This is a genomic window from Streptomyces sp. WAC06614 (assembly GCF_003949795.1).
GTDB lineage: Bacteria > Actinomycetota > Actinomycetes > Streptomycetales > Streptomycetaceae > Streptomyces.
Genome location: NZ_RPRY01000009.1, coordinates 1 through 15,955, shown reverse-complemented (window position 1 = coordinate 15,955; position 15,955 = coordinate 1). Strand labels below are relative to the sequence as shown.

16 protein-coding genes, 1 tRNA gene and 1 pseudogene are annotated in these 15,955 nt (G+C 70.6%); 10 read left to right on the top strand and 8 right to left on the bottom strand.

Annotation, left to right across the window (positions count from 1 at the left end; genetic code table 11):
- Positions 1 to 36: 36 nt before the first annotated feature.
- Both grpE and dnaK read right to left on the bottom strand, forming a co-directional pair.
- Entirely contained in the window at positions 37 to 687 is a 651-nt protein-coding gene (gene grpE / locus EF918_RS02405; protein WP_125639786.1) for a nucleotide exchange factor GrpE, read from the bottom strand.
- Complete coding sequence (gene dnaK, locus EF918_RS02400; protein WP_125639783.1) at positions 687 to 2,543, bottom strand: molecular chaperone DnaK; 1,857 nt, start codon at positions 2,541 to 2,543, stop codon at positions 687 to 689. Before dnaK ends, grpE begins: the two co-directional genes overlap by 1 nt.
- Positions 2,544 to 2,818: 275 nt before the next feature.
- Here dnaK and EF918_RS02395 point away from each other — a divergent pair.
- Both EF918_RS02395 and EF918_RS02390 read left to right on the top strand, forming a co-directional pair.
- A pseudogene (locus EF918_RS02395) lies at positions 2,819 to 3,016 on the top strand (sugar transferase); the annotation flags it as partial.
- A 108-nt stretch (positions 3,017 to 3,124) separates the two neighbouring features.
- Positions 3,125 to 5,395, top strand: coding sequence for a (Fe-S)-binding protein (locus tag EF918_RS02390; RefSeq protein WP_125639780.1), 2,271 nt, complete (start codon positions 3,125 to 3,127; stop codon positions 5,393 to 5,395).
- Between the two features lie 107 nt (positions 5,396 to 5,502).
- On the opposite strand, the gene EF918_RS02385 is transcribed toward EF918_RS02390, so the two are convergent.
- Positions 5,503 to 6,252, bottom strand: a complete 750-nt coding sequence (locus tag EF918_RS02385) for a hypothetical protein (protein WP_125639777.1) — start codon at positions 6,250 to 6,252, stop codon at positions 5,503 to 5,505.
- A 264-nt stretch (positions 6,253 to 6,516) separates the two neighbouring features.
- On the opposite strand from EF918_RS02385, the gene EF918_RS02380 reads away from it, so the two are divergent.
- On the top strand, positions 6,517 to 7,476 hold the full coding sequence (locus EF918_RS02380) for a Yip1 family protein (protein WP_125639775.1): 960 nt from the start codon (positions 6,517 to 6,519) through the stop codon (positions 7,474 to 7,476).
- A gap of 78 nt (positions 7,477 to 7,554) precedes the next feature.
- Here EF918_RS02380 and EF918_RS02375 read toward each other — a convergent pair whose 3' ends face one another.
- The 3 genes from EF918_RS02375 to EF918_RS37925 form a co-directional block, all read right to left on the bottom strand.
- A complete protein-coding gene (locus EF918_RS02375; protein WP_125639772.1) occupies positions 7,555 to 8,061 on the bottom strand; it encodes a phosphoribosyltransferase in 507 nt (168 codons plus the stop codon).
- Positions 8,058 to 8,645: a dCTP deaminase gene (gene dcd / locus EF918_RS02370; RefSeq protein ID WP_125639769.1), complete on the bottom strand. Its 588-nt coding sequence runs from the start codon at positions 8,643 to 8,645 to the stop codon at positions 8,058 to 8,060. The genes EF918_RS02375 and dcd overlap by 4 nt, the downstream gene beginning before the upstream one ends.
- A gap of 89 nt (positions 8,646 to 8,734) precedes the next feature.
- On the bottom strand, positions 8,735 to 8,950 hold the full coding sequence (locus EF918_RS37925; protein WP_125639766.1) for a hypothetical protein: 216 nt from the start codon (positions 8,948 to 8,950) through the stop codon (positions 8,735 to 8,737).
- A 180-nt stretch (positions 8,951 to 9,130) separates the two neighbouring features.
- Here EF918_RS37925 and EF918_RS02360 point away from each other — a divergent pair.
- Positions 9,131 to 9,201, top strand: a tRNA-Gly gene (locus EF918_RS02360).
- A gap of 181 nt (positions 9,202 to 9,382) precedes the next feature.
- Here the strand turns inward: EF918_RS02360 and EF918_RS02355 are convergent.
- Both EF918_RS02355 and EF918_RS02350 read right to left on the bottom strand, forming a co-directional pair.
- Entirely contained in the window at positions 9,383 to 9,859 is a 477-nt protein-coding gene (locus tag EF918_RS02355) for a cupin domain-containing protein (protein WP_125639763.1), read from the bottom strand.
- A 49-nt stretch (positions 9,860 to 9,908) separates the two neighbouring features.
- Complete coding sequence (locus tag EF918_RS02350) at positions 9,909 to 10,436, bottom strand: DUF5994 family protein (RefSeq protein WP_125639760.1); 528 nt, start codon at positions 10,434 to 10,436, stop codon at positions 9,909 to 9,911.
- Between the two features lie 227 nt (positions 10,437 to 10,663).
- Between EF918_RS02350 and EF918_RS02345 the strand changes: the two genes are divergently transcribed.
- The 6 genes from EF918_RS02345 to EF918_RS02320 form a co-directional block, all read left to right on the top strand.
- Complete coding sequence (locus EF918_RS02345; protein ID WP_260609716.1) at positions 10,664 to 10,933, top strand: hypothetical protein; 270 nt, start codon at positions 10,664 to 10,666, stop codon at positions 10,931 to 10,933.
- A 426-nt stretch (positions 10,934 to 11,359) separates the two neighbouring features.
- The gene (locus EF918_RS02340; RefSeq protein ID WP_125639754.1) at positions 11,360 to 11,470 is read left to right on the top strand and encodes a keywimysin-related RiPP; all 111 of its coding nucleotides are present in this window, start codon (positions 11,360 to 11,362) and stop codon (positions 11,468 to 11,470) included.
- 25 nt (positions 11,471 to 11,495) lie between these two features.
- Complete coding sequence (locus EF918_RS02335; protein ID WP_125639751.1) at positions 11,496 to 13,388, top strand: lasso peptide isopeptide bond-forming cyclase; 1,893 nt, start codon at positions 11,496 to 11,498, stop codon at positions 13,386 to 13,388.
- A 41-nt stretch (positions 13,389 to 13,429) separates the two neighbouring features.
- Positions 13,430 to 13,684, top strand: coding sequence for a lasso peptide biosynthesis PqqD family chaperone (locus EF918_RS02330; RefSeq protein ID WP_125639748.1), 255 nt, complete (start codon positions 13,430 to 13,432; stop codon positions 13,682 to 13,684).
- A complete protein-coding gene (locus tag EF918_RS02325; protein ID WP_125639745.1) occupies positions 13,681 to 14,115 on the top strand; it encodes a lasso peptide biosynthesis B2 protein in 435 nt (144 codons plus the stop codon). The genes EF918_RS02330 and EF918_RS02325 overlap by 4 nt, the downstream gene beginning before the upstream one ends.
- Positions 14,112 to 15,955: ABC transporter ATP-binding protein (locus EF918_RS02320; protein WP_148141213.1), on the top strand; the 1,844-nt coding region annotated here is incomplete at its 3' end. The genes EF918_RS02325 and EF918_RS02320, both read left to right, overlap by 4 nt.

Genomic DNA, 15,955 nt, shown 5'->3' with positions numbered 1-15,955 from the left:
CCCTCCTCCCGCGCCTTCTTCCCTACGTGTCCTGCATCAGCCCTTGTCGGGGGCATCCGTGTCCGCATCGCCGGCGTCCTCGGCCTTGGGCGCCGCGCCCGGCTGGGGCTCGGCCACCGCGACCCGCGCGGGACGGATCGTACGCTCGCCGATCCGGTACCCCGGCTGAAGGATCGCCACGCACGTCGTCTCGGTGACGTCGGGCGCGTACGAGTGCATCAGGGCCTCGTGCACGGTCGGGTCGAAGGGCTCGCCCTCCTTGCCGAACTGCTGCAGGCCCATCTTCGCGGCGACCGTCTCCAGCGATTCGGCCACCGACTTGAAGCCGCCGACCAGCTCGCCGTGCTCACGGGCGCGGCCGATGTCGTCGAGGGTCGGGAGCAGCTCGGTCAGGAGGCTCGCCACGGCGATCTCCTTGACCGTGACCCGGTCCCGCTCCACCCGGCGGCGGTAGTTCTGGTACTCCGCCTGGAGCCGCTGGAGGTCCGCGGTGCGCTCGGTGAGCGCCGTACGGGCCTGGTCCAGCTGCGCCAGCAGAGCGACGTCCGGTCCCGCGGACGGGCTTGCGTCGCCGGCCGGAGCCGCCTCCCCCGCCCGGTCGGCGGAGTCGGCGGTCTTCGGCTCGTCGGTCGTGCCGTCGGCGGGGACGTCAGGCTTCTCCTCGAAGCCCGGGGTCTCCTCCGACATCAGGCAGCGCCACCCTTCGCGTGACCCGGCTTCTCGTCGTCCACGATCTCGGCGTCGACGACGTCGTCGTCGGCCTTGGCCTGGCCCGCGTCACCGGCGGCGGCACCGGCCGCACCGGCGGCCTGGGCGTCGGCGTAGATGGCCTGGCCCAGCTTCTGGCTGACCGCGGCGACCTTCTCCGTGGCGGTGCGGATCTCGGCCGTGTCCTCGCCCTTGAGCTTCTCCTTCAGCTCGGCGACGGCGGTCTCGACCTCGGTCTTGACCTCGGCCGGGACCTTCTCCTCGTTGTCCTTGACGAACTTCTCCGTCTGGTACACGAGCTGCTCGGCCTGGTTGCGGGTCTCGGCGGCCTCGCGGCGGCGCTGGTCCTCCTCCGCGTACTGCTCGGCCTCCTGGCGCATCCGGTCGACCTCGTCCTTGGCGAGCGAAGAGCCGCCGGTGACGGTCATCTTCTGCTCCTTGCCCGTGCCGAGGTCCTTCGCCGTCACGTGCATGATGCCGTTGGCGTCGATGTCGAAGGACACCTCGATCTGCGGGACGCCGCGCGGCGCCGGCGGCAGACCGGTCAGCTCGAACATGCCGAGCTTCTTGTTGTACGCCGCGATCTCGCGCTCGCCCTGGTAGACCTGGATCTGCACGGACGGCTGGTTGTCCTCGGCCGTGGTGAAGATCTCGGAGCGCTTGGTCGGGATCGTGGTGTTGCGCTCGATCAGCTTGGTCATGATGCCGCCCTTGGTCTCGATGCCGAGGGACAGCGGGGTCACGTCGAGGAGCAGGACGTCCTTGACCTCACCCTTGAGGACACCGGCCTGGAGGGTGGCGCCGATGGCGACGACCTCGTCCGGGTTCACACCCTTGTTGGCCTCCTTGCCGCCGGTCAGCTCCTTGACGAGCTCGGCGACGGCGGGCATACGGGTGGAGCCGCCGACCAGGACGACGTGGTCGATCTCGCTCAGGGAGATGCCGGCGTCCTTGATGACGTTGTGGAACGGGGTCTTGCAGCGCTCCAGGAGGTCCGCGGTCAGCTGCTGGAACTGGGCGCGGGTGAGCTTCTCGTCCAGGTGCAGGGGGCCCTCGGCGGACGCCGTGATGTAGGGCAGGTTGATCGTGGTCTCCGTGGAGGAGGACAGCTCGATCTTCGCCTTCTCGGCGGCCTCGCGCAGACGCTGCAGGGCCATCTTGTCCTTGGACAGGTCGACGCCGTGGCCGTTCTGGAACTGCTTGACCAGGTAGTCGACGACGCGCTGGTCCCAGTCGTCACCACCGAGGTGGTTGTCACCGTTGGTGGCCTTCACCTCGACGACGCCGTCGCCGATCTCCAGCAGCGACACGTCGAAGGTGCCGCCACCGAGGTCGAAGACGAGAATGGTCTGGTCGTCCTTGTCCAGGCCGTAGGCCAGGGCGGCGGCGGTGGGCTCGTTGACGATGCGCAGGACGTTCAGACCCGCGATCTCGCCGGCCTCCTTGGTGGCCTGGCGCTCGGAGTCGTTGAAGTACGCCGGCACGGTGATGACCGCGTCGGTGACCTTCTCGCCCAGGTAGGCCTCGGCGTCGCGCTTGAGCTTCTGCAGGATGAAGGCGCTCATCTGCTGCGGGTTGAAGCTCTTGCCGTCGAGCTCGATCTTCCAGTCGGTGCCCATGTGGCGCTTGACCGACCGGATGGTGCGGTCCACGTTCGTGACCGCCTGACGCTTGGCGACCTCGCCGACGAGGACCTCGCCGTTCTTGGCGAAGGCGACGACGGACGGCGTGGTCCTGGCGCCCTCGGCGTTGGTGATGACGGTGGGCTCGCCGCCTTCGAGAACGCTGACGACGGAGTTGGTGGTGCCCAGGTCGATGCCGACCGCACGAGCCATTTTGATTCCTCCAGCTGACTTGAGTGGAACAGACTCAAGAGTGCCCTACCCCTCGCGGTACGTCAACAGAGCTGAGTCGAGTCGACTCAACCTTTAGGTGTCCCTTACGCGCAAGGAGGGTCGGGCGGGGCCGAGCGGGGGACGCGCCGGGGCCGTGCCGCGCGGCGCCCCGGCGGCGCCGCGCCCGTGCGGCACGGTGCCTTGCATGCACGCCGCCCCGACGCTGCCCCCACCGCCCCGGCCGGCCCGAGCAGCCCTGGGCGACGTACCCGGACCGGCTGCTCGTGCGGCCGGGGATGACCGGACTGTGGCAGGTCAGCGCCCGTTCCGACCTACCCTGGGAGGAAATGGCGCTCCTGGACCGGCACTACGTGGAGACCCACTGGCTGGGAATGGACCTGGCGATCCTGGCGCAGACCCCGCGTGCCGCACTCGCGCTGCGCCGGGAGCGGCGCCGGGCAAGGCGGCCCTGAGCGACACAGATCACCGCCTGCACAGCTACAGTGCGGCCGTATAAGTCGGTAACCTCGGCTTAACTGGATAAGTTACCGCTTAGTAATGGCCCGCCCGAGGAGCCCGTCATGCAACTCGCCGCGATCATTGTGTCGCTGACCCTGACCGTGGTCGGCGTGGCACTCTTCGCCCGAGCCATCGCCCAGATCTACCGGTTCGTGAAGATCGGCCAGCCCGTGCCCGCGGGCAGCCGCACCGACAACTGGAAGGCCCGTACGGTCACCCTGACCCGGGAATTCCTCGGCCACAGCCGGATGAACCGGTGGGGCATCGTCGGCTTCGCCCACTGGTTCGTGGCCATCGGCTTCCTGACCCTGCCGCCGACCCTGGCCCAGGCCTACGGCCAGCTCTTCGAGGCCGACTGGACCCTGCCGGTCCTCGGCGGGTTCCTGCCGTTCGAGCTCTACATCGAGTTCATCGGCGTCATGACGATCCTGGGCATCGCCGCCCTGATCGTGATCCGCCTGCTCAGCCTGCCCTCGCGGGCCGGCCGCAAGTCGCGCTTCGCGGGCTCGAAGGCCTGGCAGGCGTACTTCGTCGAGTACGTCATCCTCACCATCGGCCTGGCGATCTACGTGCTGCGCGGCCTGGAGGGCGCCATCCACCACGTGGAGTCGTACGAGGCCGCGTACTTCGCCTCGTACCCGCTGGTGCTGGCGTTCAAGGGCCTGTCGCTGGGCACCCTGCAGAACCTCATGTACTTCACCGCCATGGTGAAGATCAGCGTCTCGCTGATCTGGATGATCACCGTCTCGCTGAACACCAACATGGGTGTCGCCTGGCACCGCTTCCTGGGCTTCCCGAACATCTGGTTCAAGCGGAACGCCACCGGGGGGACCGCGCTCGGCGCGCTCCAGCCGATGACCAGCGGCGGCAAGGAGATCGACTTCGAGGACCCGGGCGAGGACGACGTCTTCGGCGTCTCCCAGGTCGAGCAGTTCTCCTGGAAGGGCATCCTCGACTTCTCCACCTGCACCGAGTGCGGCCGCTGCCAGTCGCAGTGCCCCGCCTGGAACACCGGCAAGCCGCTGTCCCCCAAGCTCCTGATCATGTCGCTGCGCGATCACGCGCACGCCAAGGCCCCGTACCTGCTGGCCGGCGGCGGCAAGACCATGGAGGGCGAGGAGAAGGCCTCCGCGGAGCAGCTCAAGGACGTCCCGGCGGCGGCCCTGGCCGAGGCCGAGCGCCCGCTGATCGGCACCGTCGAGGAGAACGGCGTCATCGACCCGGACGTGCTGTGGTCCTGCACCACCTGCGGTGCGTGCGTGGAGCAGTGCCCGGTCGACATCGAGCACATCGACCACATCGTCGACATGCGCCGCTACCAGGTGATGATCGAGAGCTCCTTCCCGTCCGAGGCGGGCACGATGCTCAAGAACCTGGAGAAGAAGGGCAACCCCTGGGGCCTGGCCAAGAAGCAGCGCGTGGAGTGGACCAAGGAGGTCGACTTCGAGGTCCCGATCGTCGGCAAGGACGTCGAGGACCTCTCCGAGGTGGACTACCTCTACTGGGTCGGCTGCGCCGGCGCCCTGGAGGACCGCGCCAAGAAGACCACCAAGGCCTTCGCGGAGCTGCTGCACATGGCGGGCGTCAAGTTCGCGATCATGGGCGGCGAGGAGAAGTGCACCGGTGACTCGCCGCGCCGCCTGGGCAACGAGCCGCTGTTCCAGCAGCTCGGCCAGGAGAACGTCGCGATGCTGAACATGGCGTTCGGCGAGGACGACGAGGACCCGGAGACGAAGAAGCCGAAGTCGGCGAAGAAGATCGTCTCCACCTGCCCGCACTGCTTCAACACCATCGCCAACGAGTACCCGCAGCTCGGCGGCGACTACGAGGTCATCCACCACACCCAGCTGCTCCAGCACCTCATCGACGAGGGCAAGCTGGTCCCGGTGACCCCGGTCGACGGTCTGATCACCTACCACGACCCGTGCTACCTGGGCCGGCACAACAAGGTCTACACGCCGCCGCGCGAGATCATGTCCGCCGTCCCGGGCCTGCGCCAGCAGGAGATGCACCGCCACAAGGAGCGCGGCTTCTGCTGCGGCGCCGGTGGCGCGCGGATGTGGATGGAGGAGCGGATCGGCAAGCGCATCAACAACGAGCGCGTCGACGAGGCCCTCTCCCTCAACCCGGACATCGTGTCGACGGCGTGCCCGTTCTGCCTGGTCATGCTGACCGACTCGGTCAACGGCAAGAAGAACGACGGCCAGGCCAAGGAGTCCGTCCAGGTCGTGGACGTGGCCCAGCTCCTGCTGGAGTCCGTCAAGACCCAGCCGCCGGCGGAGCCGGCCGCGGAGGCGGAGCCGAGCGAGCCGGAGCCCGAGCCGGCGAAGTAGCACCGCCGCCGCCGGAGCTCGGCGGAGCTGAGCAGAGCGAACGGCCGGTCCTGCCCCCCGTGGCAAGGACCGGCCGTTCGCCGTTCCACGGGCCCCCGGCGGGCGGGTCAGGTCCTCTCGGCCGTGTACTGCTCGATCAGCCGGCCGCCGAAGTCGTAGCCCCAGCTGTCGCCGCCGCCCCGGCCGTCGATCACGACGAACTTCACGCGCTTGCCGTCCTGGACCAGCTTGTACGTCCAGCCGTCGTCGAAGACGGAGGGGTTCTTCAGGTCGACGGTGGCCACGCGCTCGCCCTTGTAGGTGGCGATCTCCACCCGCTTGCCCTGCGGCCCGTCGACCAGCTTCCCGATCCGCCCGCCGGGCAGGTTGACCCGTACCGAGCTCTCGGCCACCGGCTTGCCCTTCCGCTCCGGGGCGGGCTTCGGCTCGGGCTTCGGAGCGGGCTTCGTGCCCTCGACCCACGAGGTCACCGTGCCGTTGGGCTGGAGCACGACGTGCAGCCCGTTGTGCCGGCCGTGGGCGGCCCTGCCGTTCTTGCTGACCAAGGTGTCGAGCTTGGTGGACCCGGCGTACACGTCCGCCTCGAAGTGGCCGGGGCCGACCCTGTGGACCTTGGCGACGGAGCCGTCCGCCAGCCGCACGGTGGTGACGAACCGGCGCTGCTCCTTCGGCCCCGCCGACGGCGTGGTGGGCTCGGCCGGCTGCTCGGGCCCGGCCTGCTGCTCGGGCCTGGCCGGCGGAGCGGTGGGCGGCGCGTCGTCGGCGAATGCGGCACCGGTCGGGAGGGCCAGGGCGACCGCGGCCGCACCGGAGACGGCGGCGGCACGCAGGAGGGTGGTACGGCGGGTGGCACGCATATCGGCGACTCTTCCTCGTGATCTCGTCGGGTGGGGCAGGACGGATACGAAGCTACGTGTCCGATATGTGGGTAATCCGTCGGGAACGTAACAGCAGGCCGCAGAATGCCGCACAGCGGAGTAAACCGGTCGGAACGTCGGCGGCAAGGCCCCTCGGGGCAGACCTCCGGACATCCCCTAGGGGATGTCACAGGTCAGCCGCAAAGGGCTGCTGTTCCGGCCGCCCGTTCACGACCGCGCGCAGGACCAGGTACGTTCGATCACGTGGCTGGATTCAGGATGGGACGCGGACGGGACGACAACCGCGGTCCTCAACACCCCCCGCGGCAGCAGCCGTACGGTCAGCAGCAACCGCCGCAGGCGCCGTACGGCCAGCAGCCCTACCCCCCGGCAGGCCCGCCGCCGCAGCAGCAGTGGCCGCAGCAGACCGGGGGTCACGGCGAGCCGGAGTACTTCGACCCGCACGACGGCGGCCCGGCGTACGGCTACGAGCAGCAGCCGCCGTACCCGCAGCAGCACCCGCAGCACGGGAACGGCTACCCCGGCGGCCCCGGCGCCGGCCCCGGCTCCGGAGCGACGTACGCGAACAACCCCGGCCACACCCAGGCCTTCGCCTTCGGCGAGGACCCTTACGGCCAGGGCGCGACGTACCAGGCGGGCGCGGCCCCGGCGGCTCCGGCCGGTCCGCGGCTGCCCTGGAAGGAACTGCTCAAGGGCATCGTGCTGCGCCCCGGCCCGACCTTCCTGCAGATGCGCGACTACCCCGTGTGGGGCCCGGCGCTGATCGTCACGTTCCTGTACGGGCTGCTGGCCGTCTTCGGCCTCGACGACGCCCGCAAGGACGTGATCAACGCGACGCTGAACAAGGCCGTCCCGATCGTCCTGAGCGCCGGTGTGGCCTTCGTCGTGTGCGGTCTGCTGCTGGGCGGCGTCACGCACACCCTGGCCCGTCAGCTGGGCGGTGACGGCTCCTGGCAGCCCACCGTGGGCCTGTCCATGCTGGTCATGTCGCTGACGGACGCGCCGCGCCTGGTCTTCGCCATGTTCCTGGGCGGCGACAACATGCTGGTCCAGGCCCTCGGCTGGGCCACCTGGGTGGCCGCCGGCGCCCTGTTCACCTCGCTGATCAGCAAGTCCCACGACCTGCCGTGGCCGAAGGCCCTGGGCGCGTCGGCGATCCAGCTGGTCGCCCTGCTGTCGATCATCAAGCTGGGCACGCTGTAGCCCCGGCACCGCACCGCACACACCAAGGGCCCGACGCGCACGAGCACGTCGGGCCCTGTCAGTGACGGGGGAGGTCCGTCAGGCGTCGAGCACCTGCCCGGCCCGCTGGACGACGGGCCGCTCGACGGACCACGGGAACTCGATCCAGTCGTCGGTCTTCTTCCACACGTACTCGCACTTCACCAGGGAGTGCGACTTCTCGTAGATCACGGCGGAGCGCACCTCGGCGACGGTGCCCAGGCAGAAGTCGTGGACCAGCTTGAGGGTCTTGCCGGTGTCGGCGACGTCGTCGGCGATCAGGACCTTCTTGTCGGAGAAGTCGATCGCGTCCGGCACGGGAGCCAGCATGACCGGCATCTCCAAGGTGGTCCCCACGCCGGTGTAGAACTCCACGTTCACCAGGTGGATGTTCTTGCAGTCGAGCGCATAGGCCAGTCCACCGGCGACGAAGACCCCGCCCCGGGCGATGCTGAGGATGATGTCGGGCTCGTAGCCGTCGTCGGCGATGGTCTGCGCGAGCTCCCGTACGGCACGGCCGAAGCTCTCGTACGTCAACGTCTCTCGCACTACATCACTGCTGGTCATTCGGGTCGCCTCACCTGGGTGCGGTGGAAGTTCTGGAAGGACCGCGAGGCGGTCGGCCCGCGCTGGCCCTGGTAGCGGGACCCGTAGCGCTCGCTGCCGTACGGGAACTCCGCGGGCGAGCTGAGCCGGAACATGCACAACTGCCCGATCTTCATCCCGGGCCAGAGCTTGATCGGCAGGGTCGCCAGGTTCGACAGCTCCAGGGTCACGTGCCCGGAGAACCCGGGGTCGATGAACCCTGCCGTCGAGTGCGTCACCAGACCGAGCCGCCCGAGAGAGGACTTCCCCTCCAGTCTGGAGGCGATGTCGTCCGGCAGCGAGATGACCTCGTAGGTCGAGGCGAGCACGAATTCACCGGGGTGGAGGATGAAGGCCTCGTCACCCTCCGGCTCGACCATCCTGGTCAGGTCGGGCTGCTCGATCGCCGGGTCGATGTGGGCGTAGCGGTGATTCTCGAACACCCGGAAATACCGGTCGAGCCGCACGTCGATGCTGGAGGGCTGCACCATCGACTCGTCGAACGGGTCGATGCGCACCCGCCCGCTGTCGATCTCGGCCCGGATGTCCTTGTCTGAGAGAAGCACGTCCCGAGGATACGCAGAGCGCGCCGGGCTCCCCCAATCGAGACCCCGACGCGCACGACGGACCGAGCCCGAGGACTACCGCCGGGCGACTACCGCCGGGCGGCGGTCACCGGCACGGCGTGCCGGAGCCGCGCGCACCGCGGACACCGGAGAAGCCGCCCGGGGCCGATCCGCCGGGCACCGAGCTGCTGCATCGGGAACGTAGCGGTGCTGAAAACATGCCCTTCGGCACAACGGACGACGGTGAGCTCCATCGAGTCCCTTTCCCCACGAGCGGTACTGCGTACGGCGACGAATCGCCACATTAGGGGATGATCGGGACCCACCCAAGCCACCACTCCGCACCCCCACGCTACGCCCCAACTCCCGCCCGCACAGCCCCTGGTACCCCCCGAACAACACGACGGCCCCACGGCGGATACACCGGGGGCCAGGGATGGGGTACAGTGTGCAACGATGCGGAAGCCAGGCATCTGGCCCGCAATGCGGATGTAGTTTAATGGTAGAACATGAGCTTCCCAAGCTTATAGCGCGGGTTCGATTCCCGTCATCCGCTCTTCTACGAAGCCCCAGGTCAGCGACCTGGGGCTCGTTTGTTGTCCGGGCCACCGGGGGCCGCGCGCCGTTCGTGCCATGAGGGCCGTAACGGCACGTCGAAGGGGGCACCGACATCCTGGGGACGGTGGCGGTCGCGCCGCGCCGGTGCGCGGCCCGCGCCGGCGCGATGAGTCCGCCGGTCAGGCGTGCTCGTCCGACGGCTGCCGGGCAGGCTGGACCGACCAGCTCGGCGGCTCGTCGCCGTCTGAGTCCTCGTCGCGCTCCGCGTCGGCGGCTGTCGCATGGATCTTGCCCGACGCGTGGTGGACCGGCGCGTACACGGCGTAGAGGTGCAGGGTCTCGTCACCGATGTTGGTGACGTTGTGCCAAGTGCCGGCGGGTACGAAGATGGCCCAACCGTCCTCGACCTCCCGGTCGAAATCGAGTCGATCCTTCGCGCGGCCCATCTGGACGCGGCCCCGGCCTGCGTCGAGTCGTAGGAATTGGTCAGTCTCCGGGTGCGCCTCCAAGCCGATGTCCTCACCCACCGGGATCGACATGAGCGTCAACTGAAGGTACTTCCCGGACCAGGCGACCGCGCGGTAGTCCGTGTTCTCGAGCGTCGCCTTCTCGAGGTCGAAGCTCTGGGGGTCCGGCCCGATGTCCTTGATGGTCATGCTTCTCTCCCGCTCAACGGAGGCGGTACGCGGTACGCGGTCAACGACCTCAGGCGTTTTCGTCGTCCTGGGCGGTGCCGACCGACGGGGCTGCGGGGTGGGGGAGTTCGGCGAGGAGGATCTCGGCGGCTCGGGTGACGTTGTCGGCGTGGACGGCGCGGGCCATGGCCGTGCGGGCGGCCTCGGGGGTAGCGGCGGGCGGGACGACCATGAGGGAGAAGTGGTCGTTGTCGCCGCGGGTCACCAGGACGGTGTCGTCGCCGACGGGGAAGGAGTCGAGGTGCACGACCCGGTCGTCGACGACCAGGCGGACCGGGATGCCGTTCCAGGCGGAGGCGTCCAGGCCGACCCGGGTGATGGGTCCGAGGTGTTCGGTCAGGGCGGTGATCAGTGGCGGGAGCTCCCGCTCCACGTCACGCGAGCGCGGCCACCAGGCGCCGTCGAGCAGGTTCTGCCGGGATCCCGTCGTCTCCAGCCGGAGCAGCGCGGTGCCCGGTCCGACGGCCCGGTGGACCTCGTCCGGCAGGAGCCGTGACGGCGTGGGGACGCGGTGGGGGGAGGTGCCTGCGTCGGTCATGGTCGGTCCGCCCGTCCACGGGTGGTGCCGCGCCGCCCGAACCGGTGCCACGGCGGACGCCGGGCCGGTGAGCGGAGCGTCGGCCCCGCTCTTTCACCGTACTCCGGGGGGACCCGCGGACGCGCCGCTCCCGGCCGGGGAACCGGTCGGTGCCGGACCTTCGGACGTACCGTGGTCGTACGGAGACCTGACCGACCCGGCCTTCGATGGGAAAGGACGGTGCCGCCTTGGACCGCAACGAGCCGGAGGAAGCCCTGCCGCCGCCGGGGTACGCCGAAGTCCGCATCGTCGCCGCCACCCCGGACGCCGCCCGGATGGTGGCGGACGTCCTCCGTCGCTGCTTCGCCGGTGGCGAGCAGCGCAGCTACCCCGCCCCCGGCGGAGGCACCCGCCTCCACCTCACCGTCGACACCGCCCATCCCGCCGAACCGGCCCGGTCCTGGCTGGCCACCAGCAGGCCCCCGAGCGGCACCGGGCCCCACCCCGAGGAACCCTGACCTGGGGCTTCGTCGTTGTCCGGACGCCGCCGCGCGGAGGGATGGGACGCGCGCAGTCAGCGACGGTATTCGGCCATTCAGGCAGGGGGGCCGGAGGTGCGGAAGCGAAGCAGGGTGACCGGAGTGGGGCACGGTGGCTTCGTCGCCCTACCATCGGGGGCTCCGCCTGCCAACACCGCCCGGACATTCTTGTTGGACGGCTTCAAAACGATTTTTCGTTCGTGTGCGCCATAAAGCCTGCCGAATTTTTCTCCTTCCCTCACCCGCGCGCCCCACGGTGAAATCAGGCCGCATACGCGCGCTGCATATAGTCCTATTTTCCTTGGCTCCCTTGTCTGGGCATACCCCTCCACGCATAGCTATGGGGGTACACCGCTTCCTCGTTCCGGGGAGGCGATCGTGACACCTGCCACGTGAGGAGACGTCATGAAGAAGGCTTACGAAGCGCCGACGCTCGCCAAGCTCGGGGCGTTCCGCAAGAAGACCGGGCTGCTGCAGAGTTCCGGCAACGACCGGCTGATCCTGAGCAAGAACTGACGACCGACGGTCCTGACCCGACGTCATGACTGAACTGCACGAGAGTGCGGGGACGGGCCCCGGCGACGCGCACTTCGCGGTCTTCACCGACCGTGCGGACGCGGCCGCCGTGGCCCGCTCCTTCTCCCGTCCCGGAACGCGCACCCTGCCGCACCCCTCGGGCCGGCCCTGGCTGGTGGGAGAGTGGCACGACCGCGACGTCGTCGCCGCGCGCGCCGGCCACGCGGCCCTTGCCGTCATCGGTTGCTGCCCCGTCGACGCCGTGGAGCTCCAGCGCCGTGCCGGGCGGCTGCGCGATCTCGCCGACGTGGACGCCCTGGCCCGCTCGCTTCCCGGCAGCTTCCACCTGATCGCCGCGCTCGACGGGCGGCTCAGGGTGCAGGGCACCGCGTCCGGGCTCCGACTGGTCTTCCACGCGCCCGTCGACGGGGTGCAGGTGGCCGCCAGCCGCGCCGACCTGCTCGCCGGCGCGATCGGCGCCGAACCCGACCGGGAGCAGCTGGCCGTCCGCCTGTTGTGGCCCGTCCCCCATCCGCTCGCCGAGACACCCCTGTGGCGCGGCGTCACCGCCGTGTCCCCCCAGGACGCGCTGATCATCGCCGCCGACGGCCGGACGGTGCACCGCTCGCGCTGGTGGACGCCGCCCGAGCCGGTACGGCCTCTGGCCGACGGCGCCCCCGTCGTCCGTGAAGCCCTGGCCGCGGCGGTCGACGCCCGTACGCGGCAGGGTGGCGTGGTCAGCTGCGACCTGTCCGGCGGACTGGACTCCACGTCCGTCTGTTTCCTGGCCGCGCGGTCCCCGGCCCGGGTGGTCGCCAGCACGTGGCCGGGCCGCGACCCCGCCGACACCGACCTCCACTGGGCCCGGCAGGCCGTCCGGTCGCTGCCGCAGGTCGAGCACGTCGTCTGGGACGCCGACGCCTCTCCGCTGGTCTACGAGGACCTGCTCGGCATCGACGACCTGCTCGACGAGCCGACCATCGGCGTCATGGACCGCTCGCGTGTCCTGCACCACCTGCCCGCCATGGCCGAGCGCGGCAGCAGGCTGCACCTGACCGGCATCGGCGGCGACCACGTGGCCTGGTGCTCCGAGGCGTACTACCACCGCCTGCTGCGCACCCGCCCGCTGTTCGCCCTCCGCACGCTGCGTGGCTTCCGTGCCCTGTGGCAGTGGCCCTTGGGCACGACGGCACGCGCGCTGGCCGACTCACGTCCGTACGGGAGGTGGCTGGCCGACGCCGGCCACCGGCTCCGGGACCCGCTGCCCGCGACCGTCCGCACGAGCCTCGGCTGGGGCATGCCCCCTCGCCTGTTCGACTGGGTCACCCCGGACGCCGAGCGCATGGCCGGACGGGCGCTGCGCGAGGCCGCCGAGCACGCCGTCCCGCTCCACCCGGACCGTGGCCTGCACGCCGACCTGGACCAGATCCGCTCCTGCACGCGCATCATCCGCCAGTGGGACCGGATGGCCGCCCGCGCCGGCGTGCCGATGGCGTCGCCGTTCCTCGACGACCGCGTCATCGAGGCATGCCTCGCCGTCCGCCCGAGCGAGCGCGTCACGCCCTGGCAGTACAAACCCCTCCTGACCGCCGCCATGCAAGGGATCGTCCCCGACGCGTGCCTGCGGCGCACCAACAAGGCCGCCGCCTCCATGGACGCCTTCAACGGGCTGCGCGAACACCGCGCCGACCTGCTGACGCTGTGGGAGGACTCGCGGCTGGAACAGCTCGGTCTGGTCGACGGGAAGGCCCTGCGCCGGCTCGCCCGGCGGCCGGCCACGCCCGAGCTGCGCGAGGCGATCCTCTACTCGACCATCGCCGCCGAAGTATGGCTGCGCGGCCTCGGCCGAGCCCCGCAGGCCACGGAGGCCACGCAGGCCGGAGAGAACACGCAGGCCACGGCCCGCACCGGTCCCTAGGACCGGCCCCTGCACTCCACCACGGGAAAGGTACGCACACCATGGCATTGCGGTTCGGCGCCGACGTCTCCACGGCGGAGACCGACTACGGCACTGTCCTCCTGGACGAACGCGCCGGGGAGTACTGGGAGTTGAACCCCAGCGCCACCCTGGTGATCAAAGCGCTGATGGCGGGCGGTGACGAGGCGGACGCGATTGCCGCACTCACCGCGGAGTTCGACATCGACCAGGGCCGGGCAGGCCGGGACGTCAAGGCCCTCGTACAGCAGCTGCGGGCTGCGGGGCTGGCCGAATGACGACCCCCAGTGCCCTGGAGCGGCCCGTCGGAGTCCCCTTCGCGTGGCGCATGGGCGCCCGACTGGTCCTGCTCCCCGCCGTCGTCCTCTCGCTCCTGCCGCCCCGTCGGATCCGCGCCGTGCTCGACCTCGCCCGCCGCGGCGCCACCCCGGCCACCGCCGCGCAGGCGGAGAACGCCCGGGGTGCCATGTGCGCGGTCAGCCTGCGCTGCGCCGGCCCCAAGGGCTGCCTGCCCCGTTCCCTGGGGGCCGCGCTGCTGTGCCGGCTGTCGGGGACGTGGCCGACCTGGTGCACGGGCGTCCGCGTGGTGCCGCCGTTCACCGCGCACGCCTGGATCGAGGTGGAGGGCCGGCCCGTCGCCGAGGGCGTCCCCGACGACTACTTCACCCGGCTCGTCACGGTCGCCCCCAGGAGCCGACCGGGCCGATGACCGACAGCGCCGTGGATCAGACGCAGGCGACGGCAGGAAGCGACCGCTCCACCCGGGCCGCGATCGCCACCATGTACCGGCTGACCGCCGGACACCGGGCTTCCCTCGGCGCGGCCACCGTGCTCACCCTGGTGGGCTCCGCCCTGGGTCTGGCCCAGCCGCTCGTCGCCAAGCAGGCTGTCGACGCGAGTGGCCGCGGACAGGTGCTGTGGCCCCTCCTGCTGGCCCTCGCCGTGCTGTTCGTCGTCGAAGCGGCGACGGGCGCGGTGGGGCGTTTCGTTCTGGAGCGCATGGGCGAGGGCGTCGTACGCCGGCTGCGCCACGGCCTGGTCGCGCGACTGCTCCGGCTGGAGATGAGGGAGTACGAGCGGCACCGCAGCGGCGACCTGATCTCCCGGGTCACCGCCGACACCACCCTGCTGAGGGAAGTGGTCTCGCAGGCACTGGTCGACCTCGTGACGGGAGCCGTCGTCGCGGCGGGGGCGATCGCGCTGATGGTGTGGATCGACCCGCTGCTGCTCCTGCTCGTGGCCCTGACCGTGGCCCTCGCCGCACTGATCGTCGCCTCCCTGCTCAACGGCATCCGGACCGCCTCCACGCGCATGCAGGACTCGGTCGGTGCGATCGCCGCCGACCTGGAACGTGCGCTCGGCGCCCTGCCGATGGTCCGCGTCCACCGCGCCGAGGACCGCGAAGCGGCCCGCATCGGAGAACGGGTCGAAGCGGCGTACAGCGCCGGCGTACGGACCGCGAAACTCGCCTCCGTCATGAGTCCGGCCGTCGAACTCGCCGTCCAGGGCTCCTTCCTCGTCGTCCTCGTCATCGGCGGCCTGCGGGTGAGCGGACACGCCAACTCGCTCGGCGACCTGGTCGCGTTCCTGCTCTACGCCTCGTACCTGGTCCTGCCGCTCTCCTCGGTCTTCCGCGCGGTCGGCCTGATCCAGCGCGGCATGGGCGCCTACCAGCGCATCGAACAAGCCCTCCTGCTGCCGGTGGAGCCCGCGGAGCCGGACCGCGCACCCGCCACCCGAACCCGCCCACGCCCGCCGATCGCCGCCGTGAGGGAGCCCGGCCGCACGAACGGGGCGGAGGGGCGAGCGCCGGCGCTCGCCCTGCGGGACGTCTGCTTCGGCTACGAACCGGACCGGCCGGTGCTGCGCGGCATCTCCTTCGCCGTCCCCCACCGCAGCCAGACGGCCCTGGTCGGTCGGTCGGGTGCCGGCAAGAGCACGATCTTCGCCCTGGTCGCCCGGTTCTACGAGCCCGATTCCGGAAGCCTGCTCTTCGACGACCTGCCCGCCACCGAACTGGGCCGCTCCGCCTGCCGCGAACGCATCGCCGTCGTCGACCAGGACACCCACGTCCTCCACGGCTCCTTGCGGGACAACATCACCTATGCCGCGCCCCACGCCACCGACGCCGACGTACGGCGCGTCGTCGAGCTCGCCCGACTGGAGGGAGTCGCCCGGCGACTGCCCGGCGGCCTGACGGGCATGCTCGGCCCACGCGGCGGCACCCTCTCGGCCGGCGAACGCCAAAGGGTCGCCCTGGCCCGCGCCCTGCTCGCCCGACCGGCGCTCCTGCTGCTCGACGAACCCACCTCCCACCTCGACAGCATCAACGAAACCGCCCTCACCACCGTCATGAAGGACGTGGCGCAGGAATGCGCCCTCCTGGTGATCGCGCACCGCCTCTCCACGGTCCAGCACGCCGACCAGATCATCGTCCTGGACAACGGCCGCACCACCGCCCGCGGACGTCACGAGGAACTGCTCACCAGCAGCCCCACCTACCGAAAGCTCGCCGCCGGCCAGATGCTCCACCCGGCCCCCACCACCCC

Coding starts and splice junctions, on each gene's coding strand:
- grpE (WP_125639786.1), bottom strand. CDS start 687: ATGTCGGAGGAGACCCCGGGCTTCGAGGAGAAGCCTGACGTCCCCGCC.
- dnaK (WP_125639783.1), bottom strand. CDS start 2,543: ATGGCTCGTGCGGTCGGCATCGACCTGGGCACCACCAACTCCGTCGTC.
- EF918_RS02390 (WP_125639780.1), top strand. CDS start 3,125: ATGCAACTCGCCGCGATCATTGTGTCGCTGACCCTGACCGTGGTCGGC.
- EF918_RS02385 (WP_125639777.1), bottom strand. CDS start 6,252: ATGCGTGCCACCCGCCGTACCACCCTCCTGCGTGCCGCCGCCGTCTCC.
- EF918_RS02375 (WP_125639772.1), bottom strand. CDS start 8,061: ATGACCAGCAGTGATGTAGTGCGAGAGACGTTGACGTACGAGAGCTTC.
- EF918_RS37925 (WP_125639766.1), bottom strand. CDS start 8,950: ATGTGGCGATTCGTCGCCGTACGCAGTACCGCTCGTGGGGAAAGGGAC.
- EF918_RS02355 (WP_125639763.1), bottom strand. CDS start 9,859: ATGACCATCAAGGACATCGGGCCGGACCCCCAGAGCTTCGACCTCGAG.
- EF918_RS02350 (WP_125639760.1), bottom strand. CDS start 10,436: ATGACCGACGCAGGCACCTCCCCCCACCGCGTCCCCACGCCGTCACGG.
- EF918_RS02340 (WP_125639754.1), top strand. CDS start 11,360: ATGAAGAAGGCTTACGAAGCGCCGACGCTCGCCAAGCTCGGGGCGTTC.
- EF918_RS02335 (WP_125639751.1), top strand. CDS start 11,496: ATGACTGAACTGCACGAGAGTGCGGGGACGGGCCCCGGCGACGCGCAC.
- EF918_RS02330 (WP_125639748.1), top strand. CDS start 13,430: ATGGCATTGCGGTTCGGCGCCGACGTCTCCACGGCGGAGACCGACTAC.
- EF918_RS02325 (WP_125639745.1), top strand. CDS start 13,681: ATGACGACCCCCAGTGCCCTGGAGCGGCCCGTCGGAGTCCCCTTCGCG.